The following is a 22862-nucleotide window of genomic DNA, read 5'->3' on the forward strand; positions in this document are numbered from 1 at the left end:
TGGAGCCGGTCGGCGGAGTGGCCGGCAGCCTCGGGCGCCGTCGACGGGCCACGCGCGGCGCGGAACATCCCGCCCCCGCTCGTTAGTTGCACCGACCGGGCGGTCCGCCCACCGCCGCCCACGCCGATCGGAGGCACCGTGAACCGCGCCCACCTCGCCAGCTTCCTGCGCACCCGACGCGCGGCGCTGCGCCCCGAGGACGTGGGACTGCCGCGCGGCCCGCGCCGACGTACCGGTGGGCTGCGACGCGAGGAAGTCGCCGCGTTGAGCGGCATGTCCACCGACTACTACACGCGGTTGGAGCAGCAGCGCGGGCCGCACCCCTCCGAGCAGATACTCGCCGCCCTGGCCCGCGGCCTACGCCTGTCCCTGGCCGAACGTGATCACCTGTTCCAACTCGCCGGGCACGCCGTCCCCCACCGCGCGGTACGCGCCGACCACGTCAACCCCGGGATGATGCGCATCCTCGACCGGCTGCACGACACCCCGGCCCAGGTGGTGAACCACCTCGGCGAGACGCTGGCGCAGACCCCGCCGGCCATCGCCCTGCTCGGGGACGAGACCCGGCACACCGGACTGGCGCGCAGCGCGCACCACCGCTGGTTCACGGACCCCCACGCCCGCCAGCGGTATCGGGCGCAGGACCACCAGCAGCACAGTCGTCTGCTGGTGGCGCACCTGCACGCGGCGTACACCCGTGATGGTCGCGGCTCGCGGGCCGCGACGCTCGTCGACGACCTGCTGGCCGCGAGCCCGGAGTTCGCCCACCTGTGGCGCGAACACCCGGTGCCGGGCGGCCACTGCCCACCGAAGCACTTCCTGCACCCGCAGGTCGGGCCGTTGGAGCTGCACTGCCAGACGCTCGTCGATCCGGACCAGTCGCAGACCCTGCTGGTCTTCACCGCCGCCGCCGGCTCCGCGAGCGACGACAGGTTGCGGCGGCTCTCCGCGGAGACGGTGCCCTCGGGGCAGTGACGACGCCGGCAGGGGCGGGCCGCCGCCGGCCCGCCCCTCGCCCCGGCCCTAGCCCTCGATGCCCAGCGCCGTCACCGGGCTGACCTGCGAGGCCCGCCGCGCCGGCAGCACCCCGGCCAGCGCGGTCAGCGCGACAAGCGCCGCGAAGAGCCCCACCAGCGGCAGCACCGGCAGCGTCAGCGTCAGCGGCGCGTTGAGCCCCAACGCCCGCACCGCCAACCAGGCGTACGGGACGCCGAGCAGCAGCCCGAAGGTCGCCCCGATCACCCCGTAGAGGCCGGACTCGACGGTCAGCATCGTGCGCAGGCCGGCCCGGGACAGTCCGACGGCACGCAGCAGCCCGGACTCGCGTACCCGCTCCACGACCGACAGCGCGGTCGTCGACCCCACACCGACCACGGCGATCAGCACGGTGAGACTCACCAGGCCGGCGGTGATCCAGACCAGGGCGCTCAGCACCGCGTCGTTGCGGTCCCGGTCATCGGCGAGCACGCTGATGTGCAGCCCGGCGGTGTTCCCGACCGCCTGCCGCAGCGCCCGCACCCCGGCGGTGCGGCCGTCCTCGCCCGTCCGGGCCGCGTCGGCCAGCAGACCGGTGTACGCCGTGGGCCCGCCGATCCGGTCCAGGTCGGCTCGGTCGGCGAGGATGCCCGCGTACAGGGGACCACGGTCGGGCAGGACCGCCGCCACCCGCACGTCGACCGTCGACGCCGCCCGGCCGAGAGTGACCGTGTCGCCGGCCCGCAGCCCGGTGACGCGGGCGACCCAGTCGCCGAGCACGATCCGGCCGGGTCCCCGGTCGGCGAGGCTGCCCTGCGCCACGGGCAGGTCGGCGAGGGTCGGCAACGCCGACAGGTCCAGGTCGGTCGTCGAGTATCCGCCCTCGGCGTCGCCGAGGCGCTCGCCGCCCCGCGACAGCGCGACGTCGTGGACCATCCGGTACGGCACGACCCGGGTCAGCGCGGCGCTGGCCGCCCGCGCCCGCGCCAGGACGGCGACCGGCAGGGCCGTCCCCTCACTGGAGGCCACCTCGAAGTCGGCCGGCGCGGAGAGGGCCATGTCCCGATCGGCGACCACCCGCATGGACGCGCCACCGATGACCACGCCGGAGATCAGCGTCACGCCCAGCGCCACCACCACGGAGACGGCCGCGGCACGGCGCGGCGTTCCACCGATCCCGCCGACCGCCAGCCGTCCGAGCGTCCCGAGCTGGCGCAGTGGCCAGCCCGCCACGGCCAGCACCGGACGCACCAGCAGCGGCCCGAGGGCCACCAGGGCGAAGAACGCCAACGCGCCCGAGACGACCAGCAGGAGCAGACCGGCCGTCGGGTCGTAGGACTCCGCGCCCGGCGTCGGCATGCGGCGCACCGCCGCGACGCCGGCCAGCAGCGCACCGAGGACCAGCAGGGCCCCGGACAGCAGGCGCACCGATCCGATGCCACGCCGCCCGGCGGTGACGCTCGCCGCCCGCAACGCCTCCAGTGGCGAGACCCGGGCGGCGGAGAACGCCGGGGCGAGAACCGCCACCACGGTGAGGACGACCGCCCCGACCACCACCGCCAGCGCCGCCGTCAGCGGCAGGCCCGGCGACGACACCACCGTGCCGAAGGCGCGCAGGACCGGGGGAAGCGCCTGCCCGACGGCCAGGGCGGCGGCCACCCCGACGACACCGGCGACCAGCCCGGTCAGGGCACCCTCGGCGGTGAGCGCGCCCACCAGGGCGCCCCGGCCCGCGCCGACCGCCCGTAGCAGCGCGAGGTGCTGCATCCGCTGGGCGAAGACGATGCGGAACGTGGAGGTGACCACCAGGGCCGCGGCGGCCACCGCGATCCCGACGAACATGCCGACCAGCGCGAACAGCCTCCCGACCTGCTCGGCCGCCGCGTCGGCCTCGGCGTCGCGTACCTCGGCGCCCGAGCGGATCGACTGCTCGGCGGGGACCGCCGCGGCCAGGCGCTGACGGACCGCCTGCGTCGCGCCCGTGGCGGTCCGCAGGTCGATCCGCTCCACCGTGCTGAGGTGACCCCACGCGGCCACGACGTCGTCCGGCGCGTACGCGTTGGCGCCGTCATCGACGGGGGTGTCGACAACTCCCGTGACGGTGAGCGGCGAGTCAGCGCCGGGGTCTCCGCCCGTCCCGGTGGTCACGGTCCCGACCGTCAGCCCCAGCCGTTCGACGGTCCGCGGGCTCACCGCGATCTCGCCCGGCTGATCGGGATAGCTGCCCTGCACCAGGCGGACCGTGGCCAGCGGGCCCACGCCCGGATCCGCCTGGAGGTTGACGTATCCGCCACCGACCGAGACACCAATAGTCACCCGACCCACCGCCTCGACGACGCCGGGCACGGCGCGGACGTCCCGCAGCTCCGCGAGGGCGGGTGGCGCCTGCTCGGGGTCACCGATCACCAGGTCGGTGCCCACCGGTGTGCCGCTGAGGGTGTCCCGGGCGGTCCGTTCGGTGATGTCCTGCGCCAGCACGACGCCGAAGACGACGAACGACGCGACGAGGATCGCCAGGCCCGTGAGGATCAGCCGGCCCGGCCGTCGGGCCGCGGCAATCACCTGGGTACGCAGCACGGTCGCCCTCATGCCGCGACCGCCAGCTCGCGCAGCGCGTCGGTGACCGAGCCCTGGTCCGGCTCGTGGATCTCGCCGGCGATCCGACCGTCGGCGAGCAGCACCACCCGGTCGGCGTACGCGGCGGCGATCGGATCGTGGGTGACCATGACGACCGTCTGACCCAGGTCGCGTACCGAGTCGCGCAGGATGGCCAGCACCTCCGCGCCGGAGCGGGAGTCGAGGTTGCCCGTCGGCTCGTCGGCGAAGACGACCTCGGGCCGCGACACCAGAGCCCGGGCCAGCGCCACCCGCTGCTGCTGGCCGCCCGAGAGCTCGCTCGGCCGGTGCCCGAGCCGCTGGGCGAGGCCCAGCACGTCCACGAGGTGCGCGAACAGGTCACGGTCGGCGTCCCGGCCGGCGAGGTCCAGCGGCAGAGTGATGTTCTGCGCGGCGGTGAGCTGCGGCAGCAGGTTGAACGACTGGAACACGAAGCCGATCCGGTCGCGGCGCGCCCGCGTCAGCGTGCGGTCGGACTGGCCGGTCAGCTCCGTACCGCCGAGCAGGACCCGTCCGGACGTGGGGGTGTCCAGCCCGGCCAGGCAGTGCATCAGCGTCGACTTGCCGGAGCCGGACGAGCCCATGATCGCGGTGAACTCGGCCCGACCGAAGGCGACCGAGACCCCGGCCAGGGCACGGACGGCGGCGTCGCCGCTGCCGTACACCTTCACGAGGTCGACGGCCGCGACGGCCGCCTGCCCGGTCTGCGGTGGGGCGTGGCTTGTCATGGGTTCCTCCAGTGGCTGCGATGTGACCACCGGAAGACTCGCCGGTGCCGGGCGGGGACCGCATCGGTCCGCGGTCGGGGAACGCGGCCGACGGGTCTGTCTTTCGGCCGATCTGAGCCGGCCCTCCGCGTGGCTACGCTGGGTCACGATGAACACGCCGATCTTCTCGACCTGGTGGGTACGCCTGGGTCAGCTCGCCGGTCTGACGGCGCTGGCCCTGCTCTGTGCCTTCGACTTCCGGTACGGCCTCGCCAGCGGGATGGGGATGGTCGAAGCGGTGCGGGTCCTGCTCCAGGTGGGGTTGGCGGCGGCGACGGCGGTGGTCTGGCTGCCCGTGCACCGACAGGGCTCGCGGGCGCTGCCGCTCGCGGCGCTTGCGCTCGGCACCGTCTCACTCACCGTCACCGCTGGCTTCCTGCTGCTCGGCACGAGCGGGACCTATCTGCTGGGCGGCACCTGGGGGCTGGCCGAGTCCGCCGGGATGATCGCGGTGGTGTTCGTGGTGACCCGGTGGGGCGCGGCCCGTTTCGCCCCCTGGGCGGCGGTGGTCGCCGCGCTCGCCGCCGCCGCGCTGCCGCTGCGTGCCGGCGCCGACCTCGTCTACGTGATCTTCGGGCTGCTCCAGGCGCTCGGCGCGGTCGGCGCTGCCGCCGCCGGGATCTACCTGCGCGTCGTCGCCAGCGGCCGGGAACGGGCCATCGCGCTGGTACGCGCCGAGCAGCGCGCCGAGTTCGCCCGCGACCTGCACGACTTCATCGCCCATCACGTGACCGGCATCGTGGTGCAGGCGCAGGGTGCCCGGTTCGTCGCCGAACAGGATCCGCAACGGGTGATCGTCGCGCTGGAGCAGATCGAGCGGGCCGGCGCCGAGACGATGGCCTCGATGCGGCGGATGGTCGGCGTGCTGCGCAATCCGGACGCCCCGCCGGACGCGCCGCTGGCCCCGCTGGCCGGTGTGGCCGATCTCGCGCCGCTGCTGGAGGGCCACAACGGCACGACCGACGCGCCGGCCCGGCTGCACGTCGACGGTCCGCTCGACGGCCTGCCGGTGGAGGTCTCCACCTCGGCGTACCGGGTGGTGATGGAGGGACTGACCAACGCCCGCCAACACGCGCCGGACGCCCGGTCGGTGGCGGTGTCCGTGCGTCGTACGCCGGACTGGCTCCTGGTCCGGGTCGCCGACGACGGCGCGGGCCCGCGCACGACGCCCGCCCGGGGGCACGGCTTCGGCCTGGTCGGCCTCACCGAGCGGGTACGCGCCCTCGGCGGCACGGTCACCGCCGGACCGGGCGTCTCCGGCGGCTGGGTGCTCGACGCCGCGTTTCCCCTGCGCACGGTGACCCGATGATCCGGGTGCTGATCGCCGACGACCAGGCGATGGTCCGCACGGGTTTCGGCATGATCATCGGGGCGCAGCCGGACATGGCGGTGGTCGGTGAGGCCGCCGACGGGATCGCGGCCGTCGAAATGGCCCGCCGGCTACGCCCCGACGTGGTGCTGCTGGACATCCGGATGCCCCGCCTCGACGGGCTGGAGGCGCTCCGGCTGCTCGCCGGGCCGGGCGTCGCCGACCCGCTGCGGGTGGTCGTGGTGACGACCTTCGACCTCGACGAGTACGTGCACACCGCGCTGTCCAACGGCGCCTGCGGCTTCCTGCTCAAGGACTCCGGCCCGGCGCTGCTCGTGGAGGCGGTCCGCGCCGCCGTCTCCGGCGACGCGCTGATCAGCCCGTCCATCACCGTACGGCTGCTCGAGCACCTCAGCTCGCCCATCGCGCCGAGGGACGACGCGGGCCTGTCCCCACGGGAACTCGATGTCGTGAAGCTCGTCGCCCGGGGCCTGACCAACGCCGAGATCGCCGGCCAGCTCTTCATCGCCGTCGGCACGGTCAAGACGCACCTGGCCAGCGTGCAGGCGAAGCTACCGGCCCGCAACCGCGTCGAGATCGCCGCCTGGGCCTGGGAACGCCGCCTGGTCAGCTAGCGGCCGTCTCGAGCGGCTGCCCCCGGTTGATCGCGCCACACACCGATGACACTGCCGGCCGCCGACCAGCGACCCCGGCGCCCGGCGGCGGATGGCGCCAACCTCACGGGAGGCGGGTGCCTTGCGGGAAGCCTTTGGAGCTGATGTCGCAAACGAATCGGACCCGGCCGATCAGTCGCGGGGCCGCTCGGCCGCCGGACCGCCGGGCCGTCGCACCGCCAAGCCGCCGCACCGCCAGGCCGCCGCACCGCCGGGCCCTCGCACCGCCAGGCCGTCGCACCGCCGGGCCGCCAAGCCGCCAAACCGCCAGGCCGTCGCACCGCCAAGCCGCCGGGCCGCCGGGCCGCCGGGCCGCCGGGCCGGCGGGCCGCCGGCGATGTCGTAGACGATTCAGCTCCAAAGGATCCGAGCGACACCCTGCCTGCCCAACTCCGCCGGCACCTGCGGGCCGAAGGCGGCCGCCGGGGCGAGCCCGGCGACGGGGCATCCTCAGATCTCCGGCTGCCATAAAATCGACTTCAGTGAATCGCCGGCCCGCTGCGGACAACCGGAGGCGAGGGATTCATCGTGCACCCAATCCGACCATGGCCCCGCTCGCGGGCCGTCAGCCTGGCCGTCGCCGCGCTCGTGACCGCGACGGCCGTCCTGGGCGCGAGCCCGGCGTACGCCGCGGACGACACCGAGCGCCCCACCGCCCCTGGCCCGATCACGGTCACCGCCATCGACACCACCTGGGTCGAGCTGACCTGGGCCGCCTCGACCGACAACGTGGGCGTGGTCGGTTACGCGGTCTCGGCGCTGATCGAGGACACCGGCCAGGCGTACTCGACCGGCACCAACTCCATCCGCATCACCGACCTGCGCCCGTCCCGCACGTACACCCTCAGCGTCGCGGGGCTGGACGCGGCGGGCAACCGCTCGGTGTCGAACCCGACGCTGCGGTTGACCATGCCACCGGGCGACAGCCAGCCGCCGACCGCTCCCGGCCAGCCGGTCGCGTACGACGTCGCCGCGACCCTGGTGTGGCTGCGCTGGACCCCGTCGACCGACAACGTCGTGCTCGACCGGTACGAGGTGTACCGGGTCGACGCGGGCGGCACACTGACCCGGGTCAGCGAGGTCTACCAACACCCGCCGGGGCGTACCAGCACCCAGGTCAGCGGGTTGACACCGAGCACGACGTACACCTTCGTGGTCCGCGCCCGCGACGAGGCGGGCAACTGGTCGGCGCTGTCGTCGCCGGTCAGCGTGACCACCCTGCCGCCGCCGCCGAGCTGCGCGGTCCGCACGGTCGTCCGGCAGTGGCCGGACGGCTTCGTGGCGTACCTCGCGGTCGAGAACACTGGCACGACGGCGGTGAACGGATGGACGATGACCTGGCGGTTCTGGGCCAGCCAGGAAGTGCGGGCCCTCTGGGGCGCGCAGGTCGTCGACCGACTGAACAACAGCTACCTGCGGGTACGCAACACCAGCCACAACGCGGTGATCAGGCCCGGCGGCACGGTGTCGCTGGGCATCGTCGCCAGCGGCACGCAACTGCCGGAGGAGGTCACGCTGAACGGCGGAGTCTGCGTGGTGGCAGACGAGTAACGCTCACGTCCGGGGTCTGGTGTCGACGGCGACATCTTGCGACGCTAACGCTCGTGTATGACTACGACCTGTTGGTGCTGGGCTCCGGACCCAGCGGTCAGAAGGCCGCGATCGCGGCCGCCAAGCTCGGCAGGCGGGTCGGCATCGTGGACCGCCGCGACATGATCGGTGGGGTGTGCATCAACACCGGCACCGTCCCGTCCAAGACACTGCGCGAGGCCGTGCTCTACCTGACCGGCCTAAGCCAGCGCGACCTGTACGGCAGCAGCTACCGGGTCAAGGAGGAGATCACGGTCAGCGACCTGGCCGCCCGGACCCAGCACGTCATCACCCGGCAGACGGACGTCATCCGCAACCAGCTCGCCCGCAACCGGGTCGCGATGATCACGGGGACCGGCCGCTTCGCGGACGCGCACTCCATCTGGGTCGACGCGGGCTCCGGGCGCGAGTCGAAGGTGACGTTCGACAAGGCCATCATCGCGGCCGGCACCCGCCCCGCCCGCCCGGACAGCGTCGACTTCGACGACCGGACCATCGTGGACTCCGACGGCGTCATCAACCTCCAGGCCGTACCCCGCAGCATGGTGGTGGTCGGCGCCGGCGTGATCGGCATGGAGTACGCGTCGATGTTCGCCGCCCTCGGCACGAAGGTGACCGTCGTCGAGCGTCGCGAGCGGATGCTCGATTTCTGCGACGAGGAGATCGTCGAGTCGCTGAAGTACCACCTGCGGGACCTGTCGGTGGCGTTCCGCTTCGGCGAGGAGGTCGCCGCGGTGGAGAAGCACCAGACGGCGGCGCTGTGCATCCTCAAGAGCGGCAAGAAGATCGTCGCGGACACCGTCATGTACTCGGCGGGCCGGCAGGGCCAGACCGACGACCTGGCGTTGGAGGCGGCCGGGCTGACAGCGGACCGGCGTGGCCGGATCGCCGTCGATGCCAACTACCGCACGTCGGCCGAGCACATCTACGCGGTGGGTGACGTGATCGGCTTCCCGGCGCTGGCCTCCACCTCGATGGAGCAGGGCCGGCTGGCCGCCCAGCACGCCTGCGGTGAGCCGATCCGGGAGATGCACGGCCTGCAACCCATCGGCATCTACACCATCCCCGAGATCAGTTTCGTCGGTCAGACCGAAGCCGAGCTGACCGACGCGTCGACGCCGTTCGAGGTGGGTGTCGCCCGTTACCGCGAGTTGGCCCGCGGCCAGATCGTCGGCGACTCGTACGGGATGTTGAAGCTGCTCGTCTCCCCCGAGGACGGCCGACTGCTCGGCGTGCACGTGTTCGGCACCGCCGCCACCGAGATCGTCCACATCGGGCAGGCGGTGATGGGCTGCGGCGGCACCATCGACTACCTCATCGACGCGGTGTTCAACTATCCGACCCTGGCCGAGGCCTACAAGGTCGCCGCCCTCGACGCCTCCAACAAGATCCGCAACATAACCCGAATAGACGGCTGACCCACCCACCCCGCCCCGCCCATCCCCCGCCCCCGGTGATCAAGAGGTTCGCGTCACGACACGCCGGGGCGGGTGACGCGAACCTCTTGATCACGAAGGTGCAGGGGTGGAGCGGGGGTGGGGTGGGGGTTTAGGCGGGGGCGCAGGTGGGGGTTAGGGTGCCGGCGGCGCCGGTGCCCTGGAAGCCGAACTCCGTGGACTGTCCGGCGCCGACCTGGCCGTTGTAGGACACGTTCCTCCAGTTCGTCGTGCCGCTGTTACCGCTGTTGGTGGCGCTCCAGGCGTTGGTGACGGTCGCCCCGGACGGCAGGTCGATCGTCACGGTCCACCCGTTGAGGGCCGAGGCGCCGGCGGTCACCCGGACGTTCGCCACGAAGCCGCCGTTCCACTGGTTCACCGACACGGAGGCGGAGCAGTCGCCCTGCCCCGGTGGCGGCGTCGTGGGCGGCGGGGTGGTGGGCGGAGGCGTCGTCGGCGGAGGCGTCGTCGGCGGCGGGGTGGTGGGCGGCGGGGTTGTCGGGTTGGTGCCGCTGTTCAGCGCGGCGAGCACGGCGTCGTACGCGGGCTTCTTCTGCCCGCTGTTGTTGAACAGCAGCGGCGACTGGTACGACCGCCACGAGTCGCTGTCCCGGATGCCCCACACCGTGATGCCGTTGCAGCGGGCCACGGCGAGGCAGTCCTCGACCACGCTGCGGTACGTGTTCGCCGGGGCGCCCTCGATGTCCAGCTCGGTGATCTGCACGTCCACGCCCAGCGCCGCGAAGCTCGACAGCGTGGTGCGGTAGTTGCTGACGTACGGGGAGTCGCTGTTGAAGTGCGACTGGAAGCCGACGCAGTCGATCGGCACGCCACGGGACTTGAAGTCGCGGACCATGTTGTAGACGCCCTGCGTCTTGGCCCACGTCCAGTTGTCGATGTTGTAGTCGTTGTAGCAGAGCTTCGCGCCCGGGTCCGCGGCTCGCGCGGCGCGGAACGCCGCCTCGATCCAGTCGTTGCCGGTGCGCTGGAGGTTCGAGTCGCGCCGGCCGCCGGAGTTGCCGTCGGCGAACGCCTCGTTCACCACGTCCCAGGAGTAGATCTGCCCCCGGAAGTGCGTGGCCACCTGCGTCACGTGGTTCAGGATCGCCTGCCGCAGGGCGTTGCCGCTCATGCCCTGCATCCAACTCGGCTGCTGGGCGTGCCAGGCCAACGTGTGACCGCGTACCTGCATGCCCCGGCTGCGGGCGTGGTTGACGATCTGCTCGGCCGAGCCGTAGCTGAAACGGTTCTGCTGCGGTTCGGTGGCGTCGATCTTCATCTCGTTCTCGGCCGTCACCATGTTGAACTCACGGTTCAGGATCGTGGTGTACGCGCTGTCCGAGAGTTTGAATCCGGCCACGGCCGTACCGAAGTAGCGGCCCTTCTCTGCGGCGGACGCGCCGAGCGTGGTCCCGGCGGCGGCGGGCGCCGTCAGGACCAGCGCCATGCCGGCGGCGAGCGCGCCCGCCCCGGCCAGCGCGACGGCGGCTCTGGACGCCGCCCTCCATCTCGCGTTTCGCATTCGTGCGACTCCTCTTGGTGGGGGTGCGGAGGGGGTCAGGAGACCGAGCAGGTGGCCCCGTTGAGGGCGAAGGCCGTGGGCTTACCGGCGTCGCCGGTGTGGGTGGCCTGGAAGCCGATCTCGACCGACGTGTTCGGGGCGATGGTGCCGTTGTACGCGACGTTGCGGGCGGTCACCGCGCCGCTGGTCGGCGAGTAGCTGGCGTTCCAGCCGCCGGTGATGGTCTGGCCGCCCGGCAGCGTGAAGGTCAGCGCCCACCCGTTCACCGCCGTGGCGCCGGTGTTGGTGATCCGTACGCTCGCGGTGAGCCCGTTGTTCCACGCGTTGACCGTGTAGGTGACCCCACAGGCGCCCGCGCTGGGCGGCGGCGTGGTGGGCGGCGGCGTCGTCGGGGGCGGCGTGGTGGGCGGCGGCGTCGTGGGCGGAGGGGTCGTCGGGGGCGGCGTGGTCGGCGGAGGCGTCGTCGGCGGAGGCGTCGTCGGCGGGGCGGTGCCGTCAAGGCCGAAGAAGCGGATCACCTGGGCCGCGTCGACCGGAATGTTGTGCGTGACGCCCTGCATGCTGATCGCCTCGACCGGGGCCATCGGGCCGCTGCTGCCGTACCGGGTGCGGGTGTAACCCGACTGCGGGGAGTCGGTGTACGTCGGGGTCTGGCTCAGACCGTGCACGTTGGTCCACTGCTTGACCTGCTCACCGAAGTTCGGGTAGCGCAGGGTGTCGTCGCTCGTGCCGTGCCAGATCTGCATCCGCGGTCGCCGGCCGCTGTAGCCGGGGTACGCCCCGCGGACCAGGTCCCCCCACTGCTGGGCGGTCTTGATGGACTGCCCGTTCGCGCACTGGCTGTTCCATTCCGAGGTGCCCCCGGTGGCGAAACAGGCGAACGGCACACCGGCGAAGGAGGCGCCGGCCGCGAACACGTCCGGGTAGTCGCCGAGCATGACGTTGGTCATCATCGCGCCCGACGAGGTGCCGGTGGCGAAGACGCGGTCCGGGTCGGCGGAGTACCGCTGCTTGACGTAGTCGATCATCGAGATGAGCCCGACCGGGTCGCTGCCCCCGCCTCGGCGCAACGCCTGCGGCGAGGCCACGTCCCAGCACTTGCTGCTGCGGGTCGCCGACGGGTAGATGACGATGAAGCCGTACCGGTCGGCGAGTGAGGCGTACTGCGTGCCGGAGTAGAAGGCGGGGCCGGTCCCGGTGCAGTAGTGCAGGGCGAGCAGGATTCCCGGTCGGGACGCCACCCGGTCCGGGACGTACAGGTGCATCTGGAGGTTTGTGGGGTTGTTGCCGAAGCCGGTCACCTGCGTGAGCGTCGCGGCCGACGCGGGCGTGGCGAACGCCAGCGCGGCGGCGGCGACCGTCGCGACCGCGGTGAGGACGCCGAGCAGCCTTGTCTTCAGTGTCATGGTTCGCGATTCCTCGGGAGAATGGCGCATGGAAGGGGGTTAGTCGAGGACTGCCCTTCGCCCGACCGTGACCGCGGCTCGCGTGACCGATGTCAGCTTCAATCGAGGCCACTCGATTGTCAAGGCTTCCGGAAACCTTTCGGCGCAAGGGATTGCGCGGTCACCTGCACGCCCATTCTGGCCGGCGGGAGCGTTCGACACCTGCCGATGGCGGGATATTATCGGCACGTTCCCGATAAGCAGACCGCCCTCGCGCCCACCTCCTGCGGGCGTCCCCACCCGACTCCCGCGGGCCCCAAGGAGATCGAGTGAAGATCGTCGACGCCCGGGTCATCGTGACCTGTCCGGGCCGCAACTTCGTCACCCTCAAGATCGTCACCGACGAGGGCGTCACCGGCGTCGGGGACGCCACCCTCAACGGCAGGGAGCTGGCCGTCGCGTCGTACCTACGCGATCACGTGGCGCCGCTGCTGATCGGCCGGGACCCGGCACGGATCGAGGACACCTGGCAGTACCTGTACCAGGGGGCGTACTGGCGGCGCGGTCCGGTCACCATGAGCGCGATCGCCGCGGTCGACACCGCCCTGTGGGACATCAAGGGCAAGGTGGCGGGCCTGCCGGTCTACCAACTGCTCGGCGGCCGGTCCCGCGAGGGTGTCACCGTGTACGGCCACGCCAACGGCGAGACCGTCGAGGAGGTGCTGGTCGAGGTCGCCCGCTACGTCGACCTCGGCTACCGGGCCGTACGGGTGCAGTGCGGTGTGCCGGGCCTGCCGAAGACGTACGGGGTCAGCGCCGACAAGCTCTTCTACGAGCCGGCCGACGCGGCGCTGCCCAGCGAGGCCACCTGGTCGACGCAGCGTTACCTGTCCCACGTGCCCGGCGTGTTCGCGCGGGTGCGCGACGAGTTCGGCCCCACCCTGCGGCTGCTGCACGACGTGCACCACCGACTCACCCCGATCGAGGCGGCCCGGCTCGGCCGCAGCCTGGAGCCGTACGCGCTGACCTGGATGGAGGATCCGGTCCCCGCCGACCTCCAGGAGGGTTTCCGGCTGATCCGGCAGCACACCACCACGCCGATCGCCGTGGGCGAGGTGTTCAACAGCGTCATCGACGCGGCCCAGCTCATCCGCGAGCAGCTCATCGACTACATCCGGGCCACCGTGGTGCACGCCGGCGGGATTACCCACCTGCGGCGCATCTTCGACCTCGCGGCGCTGCACCACGTCCGCAGCGGCTCGCACGGCGCCACCGACCTGTCGCCCGTCTGCATGGCCGCCGCGCTGCAGCTCGACATCTCGATCCCCAACTTCGGCCTACAGGAGTACATGCGGCACACCGAACAGACCGACGAGGTGTTCCCGCACGGCTACCACTTCGCCGACGGCTACCTGCACCCCGCCGAGACGCCGGGGTTAGGCGTCGACATCGACGAGGAGGCGGCGGCCCGCTACCCGTACGCGCCCGCGTACCTGCCGGTCAACCGGCTGGAGGACGGGACCGTGCACCCCTGGTGAGCCGCCCGTTCAGTAGATGCGCCGCCCCCGCGCGTCGGGCACGCCGGACTTGCGGAAGAAGTACGTGTTGATCTGATCCCGCCACTCGGTGGCGCTGCGCAGTTGCTCGTCGAGGCGCTCGGCCACCCGCTCGTACACGGCCGGGTCGATCATGCCGTTCAGGGTCTGCCATCGGCGTCGCATCACGGCCACCTCCTCGACACCCGCGAAGTGGGTGTCGTAGATGTGCTGGATGACCGTCGATCCACTGTGCAGGACATGGGTGTACGGCACGTGGTGGAAGAAGAGCAGCAGCTCGTCCGGGCAGGTCTGCGGCGACTCGTACACGTCGGCCCAGTACGGCGGGTACTGGCCGGCGAAGCCGGTGCCCGAGGCGCGACTGCGGTCCACGCCCACGCCGTCGCGGTCCGCGAAGTGGTAGGTGCCCCACCGCGAGTACTCGTACCCGTCGACGTCGGGGCCGTAGTGGTCGCCGGGATGGACCATGAAGCCGACGCCCAGTGGGGCGGTGTACCGCTCGTAGGTGCGCCACGAGTCGTCCATGATCTCGTGCAGCGTCCGCCGGACCAGCTCCGGGTCGGCGGTCGCCGACGGCGGGAAGGTCAACGTCATCCACTCGTCGAGGATCGTCGAGGGGTCGAGCCACGGGTCCCAGGCGAGCCGACCGACCGTGTACAGGTTGGCCTGCGCCAGCGGATGCCCGGTCCAGAAGGGATCGTCGCCGGTGTTGGCGACGGCGACCAGGCCACCGCCCTTGCCGGCCTCGCCGGTGACCACGTCGGCGATGGTGCGCCCGTCGGGGCCCCACGGCGCGAAGCTCAGCACCTCGCCCCAGCACGGACCGAGGTGGCAGACGTGCCGCTGCTGGCCCGTGTACTCCTGGGTGACCTGCAACTCCACCGCGACGCGGGTGGCCGGCATGGCGGCGAGCACCGGCGAGACCGGCTCGCGCGTCTGGAAGTCCACCGGACCGAACTTCACCTGGAGGACGACGTTGGTACGGAACCGTCCGTCGAGCGGGGTGAAGTGGTCGTACGCGGCCCGTGCGCGGTCCGTGGACCGGTCCCGCCAGTCCTGGTGGTGGTTGTAGACGAACGCCCGCCAGTGCACCACTCCCCCGTACGGGGCGAGGGCCTCGGCGAGCAGGTTCGCCCCGTCGGCGTGGTCGCGTCCGTAGCTGAACGGGCCGGGCTGGCCCTCGGAGTCGGCCTTCACCACGTAGCCGCCGAAGTCGTCGATGCGCTCGTACACGCGCCGCGTGGTGGCCGCCCACCAGGCGCGAACCTCCTCGTCGAACGGGTCGGCGGTAGGCAGCGCGCCGAGGACCATCGGCGCGGCGAAGGTCACCGACAGGTGCACCCGGATGCCGTACGGACGCAGCGCGTCCGCGATCTGGGCCACGTCACCGAGCCGGTCGGTGAGCAGGAGCGCCTCGGCCCGACCCACGTTGACGTTGTTGACCGAGATGGCGTTGATCCCGCTGGCCGCCAGCAGCCGCCCGTACTCCCGGATCCGGGCCAGGTCCCCGCGCGGACGGCCACCGGCCCAGAAGATCGAGCCGCCCGCGTACCCCCGTTCGACCTGGCCCATCACCGGGTGCACCGCCACGTTGTCCCAGTGGTCGAGCATGCGTCGGCGCATCGCGGGCCGGTGCAGCTCGGGTGGGCGGGCCGGGTCGAAGGCCGCCGCGCAGAGCCGTACGACGTGGAACAGCCCGTACAGGAGGCCGGCCGGCGCGTCGGCCAGCACCACCGTCGTCTCGCCGTCGCGGGCCAGCAGGAACCCCTCGTCGCCGAGCGGCTCGCCGATGTCGGCGAGCGCCGTCTCCCCCGCCGCGCGGGCCGCCTCGACCGCGGAGCTGGGCAGTTCGCGCGCTCCGCGCAGGGTGAGCATCAGGTCGACGTCGACGTCCCAGGACGGGGAGTGCCAGACCCGCCCGCCGTAGCGCGTGCAGGCGCGCGTCACCTCGTCGAGGACGGTGTCGACGAGCAGCCCGTCGCCGTGCACGAGGACGCGCCGCGCGCCGAGAGCCCGGAACGCCTCCGGTGGCAGCCAGGCGGGGTGGACGCGTGGGTCCTCGACGTCGTGCGGCTCCGCCACGAACACCGGCTCCTCCAGATCCGCGTTCACGCGGCCCCCCGCGTGACGATCACCTCGGCGGTCGTGGAGCGACTCATGCGGTGAACTCCTTCCGGATCAGGTGGACCATCGGGTCGGCGACGAGGAGGACCCCCAGGGCCACGACCGAGGCGAGCAGCGCCAGCACCGCCTCGGAGAAGACCGCGGTGATCCCGGCCGCCGCCGCGAGCAGCAGGGCGTTGCCGGCGGTGACACCGGGGGTACGCACCAGGAAGTGCACGGCCAGGCGCAGGACGTCACGGGTGCGGAACTCGAACAGCGAGGTGATCACCAGCGCGTTGAGCGCGCACAGGGTCACCCCGACCGCGACCAGGACCAGCGGGACCACCCACCAGCTCGGCAGGCCGACCGTTTCGCGGTAGGCGAGGTTCAGCGCGAGCACCGTCAACCACAGCAGCGTCGGCGCCCAGACCCGCAGCGCGCCGCCGGCGTTGCCGCGGTAGCCCCGCCAGAACAGCGCGGCGGGTCGCAGGTCCGTCAGGTCGGGACGCTGGTGGCGCAGGGCGTACAGGGCGGCGGAGGCCGCCGGTCCGACGGGCGTCAGCAGCAGCGCGACCAGCGGCAGGTTGCTGGGGTCGCGGTCGAGCAGCAGCAGCGGAAGCAGGGCCGGCACTGTGGTGACGAGGAGCAGCGCCTCGACCACGAGCAGGATGTAGACGCGGGACGCGAACCGGGACAGGGGTCCGTCGCCGATCTGCCGCCCGACGTGCGCCGCGTCGTTCACCTCGTCCTCCTCCCGGATCGGGCCGGCGGCGGCCCGCGCCGGTCGCGCGAGCCGCCGTGGTCGGCCGGTCCGGGACGCGTCACCGGACCGGCCGACACCTCAGCGGTGGTCCTTCTGGTAACGGTCGTACGCCTTGTTGACCATGGTGAGGTAGGCGTCCATGTTCTTGCCCTTCAGCTCCGCCAGGTAGGCGTCCCACTGGGCGAAGTCCCGCTGGCCCAGCGCGAACTGCAGGGTCGCCTGGTAGACGGCGTCCTTCAACGGCGTCTCCCACAGGGACGCCTGCTCGCGCTCCTCGTCGGTCAACGGGTGCGGCGGGGGCACCGCGACCGGCGTACGGGCGTTCATGACCTTCTGGAACTCCTGCTCCTCCGGGGCGAAGAAGCCCTGCACCAGTTCCGGCTTGCCGCCGTACGCGAAGACACCGTTGTAGAAGCCGAAGTCCTTCTGCAGGTGCTTGGGGGCCGTGGGGTTGAGCCCGATGACGTTGACGTCGGGCGCCAGCTTGGGCTTGCCGGCGCTGTCCCGGACGAAGGTCGTGCCCTCGACGCCCCACTTGGCGAACTCCTGGCCGGCGTCGGAGTACCAGAGCCAGTCGATGAACTGCATCATCGCCACGAAGTTCTTGCTGTCGCGGGCCTTCGAGGAGATCATCACGCCGTTCTCCAGCCGGCTGGCCGGGTTGATCTCACCGGCCGGCCCGATCGGCAGCGGAATCTTGGTGATCTTTGCCTTGGGGTTGGTCTTGGCCAGGTCCGGCCGGTAGTCGTTCACCACGGCCTGCGCGTTGGCGCTGATCACGAAGGACTTGCTGTTGGCGAGCTTCTGCCGGGCCTGGTCGTCGGTCTGGGTGAAGCTCTCCGGGTCGAGCAGCTTCTCCTTCACCAGCTTGTTGAGGTACTGGAGCATCTGCTTGTACTTGTCGCTCGCACCGGTGTAGACGAACTTCTTGGTGTCGGCGTCCCAGCTGGTGTGCTGGAAGTTCCAGCCCGCGCCCTGGAGTCCGTACGACACGGCCAGGAGGTTGAGCAGGTTGCCGGCCGGGTTGGGCTTGCTCCACCGGTCCGAGAACGGGTAGACGTCCGGATACCTGGCCTTCATCGCCTTGAGCACCGTGTACAGCTCGTCCCAGGTCTTCGGGGGGCTCAGCTTCAGCTCGTCGAGGATGTCGGTGCGGATGGCCAGCGAATAGTCGTGCCAGGGCTTCTCGTGCAGACCGGGCAGCAGGTAGAACTTGCCGTCCTCCTGACGCCGGGTGTCGATCTCGGGCTTGAGGTTCCACTTCGAGATCTTGTCCTGGAGGTTCGGCATGAGATCCAGGTAGTCGCTGACCGGCAGGATCGCACCCGACGACACGTACGCGTCCTCCTGCGCCGGGTACGTCTTCGGGATGATCATCGGAGCGTCACCGGCGCCGATCAGCAGGCTGCGCTTCTGCTCGTAGTCGCTCAGCGGCACGGCGACCGGGGTGAGGGTGACGTTGGCCCGCGACTTCAGCTCCGACCAGAAGAGCCAGTCCTCGCGCAGCGGGTAGTTCGGGTGATTGTTGTACAGAATGGAGAAGGAGACCGGCTCGCTCGCCTTGAACTGCTTGCCGAGACCGTAGTCGGCCATCGCACCGGCCTTGTTCTCCGACAGGTCCTTGGCGTCGGACGGATCATCACTGCAGGCGGCGATGCTGGTCGCCGTGAGCAGCACGGCTACCGCTGTCGCGACGCGGCGCCACGATCGGTGGAGCATGGCGGTCCTTTCGGGTTCGGTGGAGGAAAGGGTGGACGTGCGGGCTAGCCCTTCACGGCGCCGAGCATCACGCCGCGGACGAAGTACCGCTGGACGAACGGGTAGACCAGGAGGATCGGCAGGGTCGTGAGCACGATCGTCACGGACTTGAGCGTCGCCTCGGCCTGCACCTCGTCGGCCTCGGCGATCGCGCCGACGTTCTCCGCGCCGGTGGCTCCGGCGATCAGGTTGCGCAGATAGACGGTCACCGGCCACAGCTCCTGCTGATCCATGTAGAGGAAGGCGGCGAACCAGGAGTTCCAGAAGGCCACGGCGTAGAACAGCACCATCGTGGCGACGATCGCCTTGGACAGGGGCAGCACGATGCGCAGCAGGATGCCGTACGTGTTGAGCCCGTCGACGGCGGCGGCCTCCTCCAGGTCGGTGGGTAGCGACTCGAAGAACGCCTTCATCACCAGCAGGTTGAACACGTTGATCGCGTTGGGCACCGCGATGGCCCAGACGGTGTTCTTCATGCCCAGACTGGTGACGAGCACGTAGTTGGGGATCAGACCGCCGGTGAAGAACATGGTGAAGACCGCGATGCCGATCAGCGCCGTACGCCCCCGCAGGTGCTTCTTGGACAGCACGTAGGCGTAGCACGTGGTCAGCACGATCGAGATGGTCGTGGCGACGAACGTGTAGAAGATGGTGTTGCGGTAGTTCGTCCAGAACAGCGAGTCGTGCAGCACGAGCCGGTAGGTGTCCAGGTTGAATCCGCGCGGCACGAGGTTGACCTGGCCGGCGATGATGTACCCCTCGTCGCTGAGGGAGCGCGCCAGGACGTTGATGAACGGGAACAGGGTCACCACCACCACGATGGTGAGCACGACCGCGTTGCAGGCCTGGAACACGCGGTAGCCCCGGGTGGGGCGGATTCCGCGGGGCCGGCCGCGGGCGGGCAGGTCGCTGGCGCGGGCCGGGTCGGTGGCGTCGACGGTCACCACAGGCTCGTCCCCACCGTACGCCGGGCGATCAGGTTCGCCGTCAGGACCAGCGTGAGCCCGATGACCGCCTCGAACAGTCCGATGGCGGCGGCGTAGCTGAAGTTGCTGGACCCGAAGCCCATCCGGAACAGGTACGTCGAGAGCACGTCGGCGGTCGGGTAGGTCAGCGGGTTGTACAGCAGCAGGATCTTCTCGAACCCGACCGCCATGAACGTGCCGATGTTGAGGATCAGCAACGTGACCATGGTGGGTCGGATGCCCGGGAGCGTGACGTGCCAGGTCTGCCGCCAACGGTTGGCCCCGTCGATCCGGGCGGCCTCGTACAGGTCGTCGTCGACGGTGGTGAGCGCGGCGAGGTAGAGGATCGTTCCCCAGCCCACCGTCTGCCAGACCTCGGACGACACGTAGATCGTCCGGAACCACTCGGCGCGTTGCAGGAACGGCACCGCCTCGCCGCCGGTGGCCTGCACGATCTGGTTGACGGTCCCGTCGACGGAGGTCAACTGCATGACCATGGCCGCGACGATCACGATCGACAGGAAGTGCGGCAGGTAGGACACGGACTGCACGAACCGCCGCAGCCGCCGGGCGCGTACCTCGTTGAGCAGCAGCGCGAGGATGATCGGCAGCGGGAAGCAGAACAGCAGGGTCAGCGCCCCGAGCACCAGCGTGTTGGTGAAGACGTCCCAGAACGTCGGGTCGGTGAGGAACATCCGGAAGTACCGCAGCCCGACCCAGTACTCACCGAAGATGCTCCCGCCCGGCTTGAACCGGCGGAACGCGATGACATTGCCGATCATCGGGAGGTACCGGAAGACCAGGAAGAACAGCAGCGGAAGGACGGCCAGGGAGTAGAGCTGCCAGTCCCGGCGCAGCGCCTGTCGCCAGGTGCGACGCCGACGGGGCGCGCGTGGGACGGGAGCGGTGGCCTCCACCACGGCGTCGGGTGGCGCCGGTGGCGGGGGCCGCAACGTCTCGGATGTCATCCTCGCCTCCTATGCGGAGTGCGGAACGGCCACGAGCGGCTCGATCCGCACCGACGTGAGTAGGTCCCGCTGGTGGCCGACCTCGCGCTCGGCCCCGGTGAGCCGCAGCGTCAAGGCGTCCGCGATCTCGCCGCTGGAACGCCCGAACCGCAGCTCGACCACGCCGGGCTCGACGACACGCCGGCCGGACCGCCCGGTGAACGACGTGACGTCGGCCGGCACGCCGAAGGTGACGTGCGCCCGCGCTCCGGGCTCCAGCGGCACCCGCGCGAAGCCGACCAGCCGGTGCACCGGGCGGGTGGTCTGCGCCACCGGGTCGTGCAGGTAGAGCTGCACCACCTCGACGCCGGCCCGGTCACCGGTGTTCCGGACGGTGATCCGCACCTGGATCTCGCCGTCCACCGGCCAGGAGGTCGTGTCGTCTTGAACTCCACCCACGACGGTCGCGTCGGACCACTCGAAGGTGGTGTAGCTCAGGCCGTGGCCGAACGGGTACGCCGGGGTCGGGTCGATCGAGGACACCTTGTTGCGTCGCCCGAGCGGCGGCGCCAGGTAGGTGCCCGGCAGTCCGCCGGCGTGGCGGGGCACGCTGACCGGCAGCCGCCCGGACGGGTTCACCGCGCCGGTGAGCACCTCCGCGAGCGCCTGCCCGCCGAGTTGGCCGGGGAAGAACGCCTGCACCACGCCCGCCGCCGCGTCGAACTCCGGGCCGAGCGCGTACGGGCGGCCGGTCAGCAGCGCCAGCACCACCGGGGTGCCGGTGGCGAGGACGGCCCGGACCAGGTCGGCCTGCACGCCGGGCAGCCGCAGGTCGGCGGCGTCACAGCCCTCGCCGGAGGTGCCCCGGCCGAACATCCCCGCCCGGTCGCCGACGGCGAGCACGCACACGTCCGCGTTGGCCGCCGCGGCGACCGCGGCCGGGATGCCGGACGCGTCCTCGCCGGTGACGGCGCAGCCCGGCTCGTGGACCAGGAGCGGGACACGGCGGGTCAGCTCGTCGCGCAGCGTGGGGATCTCCACGCCGAGGCCGTGCTCGGGGTGGTTGACGCCGACGTGGTTGGGGAAGGTGTAGCAGCCGAGCATGGCCATCGGATCGTCGGCGAGCGGGCCCACCAGGGCGACCCGGCTCGCGACGGGCAGCGGCAGCACGCCGGTGTTGCGCAGCAGCACAACCGACTCCCGGGCCAGGCGTACGGCGACGTCCCGGCCGGCCTCGTCGTCGAGGCGCAGGGCCGCGACGTCGTCGGGCAGGGCACGCCAGCCCTCGTCGAGCAGGCCGATTTCGATCTTCTGGATCAGCACCCGACGCGCCGCCCGGTCGATCAGCGCCACGTCGACCTCGCCGGCGTGCACCGCCCGCACCAGCGCGTCGCCGAAGGCGTCCACGGTGGGCAGTTCCACGTCGATCCCGGCGCGCAGGGCGAGCCGGGCGGCGTCGACGGCGTCCCCGGCGACACCGTGCAGGGTCTCGAGGAACCGTACGGCGAAGTAGTCGGCGACCACGATGCCGGTGAAGCCCCACTCGTCGCGCAGCAGCCCGGTCAGCAGGTGTTCGTCGGCGGCGGCGGGCATGCCGTCGATCTCGGCGTAGGAGTTCATCACCGACCGCGCGCCGCCGAGCCGCAGCGCCATCTCGAACGGCGGCAGGATGTGGTCGGCCAGTTCGCGGGGCCCCATGGACACCGGGGCGAGGTTGCGTCCGCCCCGGGAGGCGGAGTAGCCGGCGAAGTGCTTGAGGGTGGCCACGATGCCGGCGTTCTCCAGGCCCCGCACGTACGCCGCGCCGGTCGTGCCCACCAGGTACGGGTCCTCGCCGATCGTCTCCTCGGTACGGCCCCAGCGGTAGTCGCGGGTGACGTCGAGGACGGGCGCGAGGCCCTGGTGCACACCGGCGGCGCGCATCGACGCGCCGATCCGGCCGGCCATCTCCTCGACCAGCTCGGGGTGGAACGAGGCGCCCCAGCCCAGCGGGGTCGGGTAGACGGTGGCCTTCCAGGCCGCGAACCCGGTCAGGCACTCCTCGTGCACCTGGGCCGGGATGCCGAACCGGCTGGCCGCCACGATCTGCTCCTGAGAGGCGGCCAACGAGCGCGCCCCGAGCACCGGGTCGACCGGCGCGGTGCCGAACGGGCGGGTGAGTTGACCCAGCCCGTACCGGATGATCGTGTCCCACGACGGGGTGTTGGCGACCATGTCGGACTGGTGCGGCGCGACGCCCTCGCCGGACGCCTCGGCGCCGACCCAGACCCCGACGAGCTGGGCGATCTTCTCCTCGACGGACATCAGCGCGAGCAGCGCCTCGGCCCGCTCGGCCGGCGACAGCCGAGTGTCACGCCACGGTGCGGCGTCGTGGGACGCCGGTTCGCCGTCGGCGGCCTGTTGACTTCTCATGCCGAGACCCCTTAGCTCCGGCCACGAACCGCGCCGTCGTGGGACCGGTTCGTGGCGCGCGGTTCCACAATCCGAAACTTTCCG

16 protein-coding genes are annotated in these 22862 nt (G+C 71.6%); 6 read left to right on the forward strand and 10 right to left on the reverse strand.

The annotated features are described in order from the left end of the window. The first annotated feature begins 138 nt into the window (after positions 1-138). Entirely contained in the window at positions 139-975 is an 837-nt protein-coding gene (locus ACTFTM_RS18575; RefSeq protein WP_449561731.1) for a helix-turn-helix transcriptional regulator, read from the forward strand. Positions 976-1023: 48 nt separating this feature from the next. On the opposite strand, the gene ACTFTM_RS18580 is transcribed toward ACTFTM_RS18575, so the two are convergent. Beyond that, a complete protein-coding gene (locus ACTFTM_RS18580) occupies positions 1024-3564 on the reverse strand; it encodes an FtsX-like permease family protein (RefSeq protein WP_449561732.1) in 2541 nt (846 codons plus the stop codon). Next, a complete protein-coding gene (locus ACTFTM_RS18585) occupies positions 3561-4319 on the reverse strand; it encodes an ABC transporter ATP-binding protein (RefSeq protein ID WP_449561733.1) in 759 nt (252 codons plus the stop codon). The genes ACTFTM_RS18580 and ACTFTM_RS18585 overlap by 4 nt, the downstream gene beginning before the upstream one ends. Before the next feature lie 148 nt (positions 4320-4467). Here ACTFTM_RS18585 and ACTFTM_RS18590 point away from each other — a divergent pair, with 148 nt between their 5' ends. From ACTFTM_RS18590 to sthA, 4 genes are all read left to right on the forward strand, one after another. Next, complete coding sequence (locus ACTFTM_RS18590) at positions 4468-5667, forward strand: sensor histidine kinase (RefSeq protein ID WP_449561734.1); 1200 nt, start codon at positions 4468-4470, stop codon at positions 5665-5667. Then, positions 5664-6302, forward strand: coding sequence for a response regulator (locus ACTFTM_RS18595; protein WP_449561735.1), 639 nt, complete (start codon positions 5664-5666; stop codon positions 6300-6302). The genes ACTFTM_RS18590 and ACTFTM_RS18595 overlap by 4 nt, the downstream gene beginning before the upstream one ends. Positions 6303-6869: 567 nt before the next feature. Beyond that, positions 6870-7892: a fibronectin type III domain-containing protein gene (locus ACTFTM_RS18600; protein WP_449561736.1), complete on the forward strand. Its 1023-nt coding sequence runs from the start codon at positions 6870-6872 to the stop codon at positions 7890-7892. Between the two features lie 53 nt (positions 7893-7945). Further along, on the forward strand, positions 7946-9349 hold the full coding sequence (gene sthA / locus ACTFTM_RS18605) for a Si-specific NAD(P)(+) transhydrogenase (RefSeq protein ID WP_449561737.1): 1404 nt from the start codon (positions 7946-7948) through the stop codon (positions 9347-9349). 130 nt (positions 9350-9479) lie between these two features. Here sthA and ACTFTM_RS18610 read toward each other — a convergent pair whose 3' ends face one another. Then, positions 9480-10889, reverse strand: a complete 1410-nt coding sequence (locus ACTFTM_RS18610; RefSeq protein ID WP_449561738.1) for an endo-1,4-beta-xylanase — start codon at positions 10887-10889, stop codon at positions 9480-9482. A 35-nt stretch (positions 10890-10924) separates the two neighbouring features. Next, the gene (locus ACTFTM_RS18615; RefSeq protein WP_449561739.1) at positions 10925-12295 is read right to left on the reverse strand and encodes an extracellular catalytic domain type 1 short-chain-length polyhydroxyalkanoate depolymerase; all 1371 of its coding nucleotides are present in this window, start codon (positions 12293-12295) and stop codon (positions 10925-10927) included. Between the two features lie 308 nt (positions 12296-12603). Between ACTFTM_RS18615 and manD the strand changes: the two genes are divergently transcribed. Continuing rightward, on the forward strand, positions 12604-13812 hold the full coding sequence (manD, locus tag ACTFTM_RS18620; protein ID WP_449561740.1) for a D-mannonate dehydratase ManD: 1209 nt from the start codon (positions 12604-12606) through the stop codon (positions 13810-13812). 9 nt (positions 13813-13821) lie between these two features. Here manD and ACTFTM_RS18625 read toward each other — a convergent pair whose 3' ends face one another. From ACTFTM_RS18625 to ACTFTM_RS18650, 6 genes are all read right to left on the reverse strand, one after another. Beyond that, positions 13822-15942 (reverse strand): alpha-glucuronidase, encoded by a 2121-nt coding sequence (locus ACTFTM_RS18625; RefSeq protein WP_449561741.1) that lies wholly within the window; start codon positions 15940-15942, stop codon positions 13822-13824. Positions 15943-15985: 43 nt separating this feature from the next. Next, positions 15986-16675: a hypothetical protein gene (locus ACTFTM_RS18630; RefSeq protein WP_449561742.1), complete on the reverse strand. Its 690-nt coding sequence runs from the start codon at positions 16673-16675 to the stop codon at positions 15986-15988. Positions 16676-16774: 99 nt separating this feature from the next. Then, positions 16775-18415 (reverse strand): ABC transporter substrate-binding protein, encoded by a 1641-nt coding sequence (locus ACTFTM_RS18635; RefSeq protein WP_449561743.1) that lies wholly within the window; start codon positions 18413-18415, stop codon positions 16775-16777. A gap of 44 nt (positions 18416-18459) precedes the next feature. Next, on the reverse strand, positions 18460-19398 hold the full coding sequence (locus ACTFTM_RS18640; RefSeq protein WP_449561744.1) for a carbohydrate ABC transporter permease: 939 nt from the start codon (positions 19396-19398) through the stop codon (positions 18460-18462). Next, positions 19395-20387 carry an ABC transporter permease gene (locus ACTFTM_RS18645; RefSeq protein ID WP_449561745.1) on the reverse strand — a complete coding sequence of 331 codons (993 nt, stop codon included), beginning with the start codon at positions 20385-20387 and terminating at the stop codon, positions 19395-19397. Before ACTFTM_RS18645 ends, ACTFTM_RS18640 begins: the two co-directional genes overlap by 4 nt. Positions 20388-20396: 9 nt before the next feature. Continuing rightward, the gene (locus tag ACTFTM_RS18650; protein WP_449561746.1) at positions 20397-22778 is read right to left on the reverse strand and encodes a beta-xylosidase/alpha-l-arabinosidase; all 2382 of its coding nucleotides are present in this window, start codon (positions 22776-22778) and stop codon (positions 20397-20399) included. Positions 22779-22862 lie beyond the last annotated feature (84 nt).

This window comes from Micromonospora sp. RB23 (genome assembly GCF_053585025.1).

What these genes read in the sequence shown, in the direction of transcription:
- ACTFTM_RS18645 (WP_449561745.1), bottom strand. Translation starts at nt 20,387, where the DNA reads ATGACATCCGAGACGTTGCGGCCCCCGCCACCGGCGCCACCCGACGCC.
- ACTFTM_RS18585 (WP_449561733.1), bottom strand. Translation starts at nt 4,319, where the DNA reads ATGACAAGCCACGCCCCACCGCAGACCGGGCAGGCGGCCGTCGCGGCC.
- ACTFTM_RS18595 (WP_449561735.1), top strand. Translation starts at nt 5,664, where the DNA reads ATGATCCGGGTGCTGATCGCCGACGACCAGGCGATGGTCCGCACGGGT.
- ACTFTM_RS18610 (WP_449561738.1), bottom strand. Translation starts at nt 10,889, where the DNA reads ATGCGAAACGCGAGATGGAGGGCGGCGTCCAGAGCCGCCGTCGCGCTG.
- ACTFTM_RS18615 (WP_449561739.1), bottom strand. Translation starts at nt 12,295, where the DNA reads ATGACACTGAAGACAAGGCTGCTCGGCGTCCTCACCGCGGTCGCGACG.
- ACTFTM_RS18650 (WP_449561746.1), bottom strand. Translation starts at nt 22,778, where the DNA reads ATGAGAAGTCAACAGGCCGCCGACGGCGAACCGGCGTCCCACGACGCC.
- ACTFTM_RS18635 (WP_449561743.1), bottom strand. Translation starts at nt 18,415, where the DNA reads ATGCTCCACCGATCGTGGCGCCGCGTCGCGACAGCGGTAGCCGTGCTG.
- ACTFTM_RS18590 (WP_449561734.1), top strand. Translation starts at nt 4,468, where the DNA reads ATGAACACGCCGATCTTCTCGACCTGGTGGGTACGCCTGGGTCAGCTC.
- ACTFTM_RS18580 (WP_449561732.1), bottom strand. Translation starts at nt 3,564, where the DNA reads ATGAGGGCGACCGTGCTGCGTACCCAGGTGATTGCCGCGGCCCGACGG.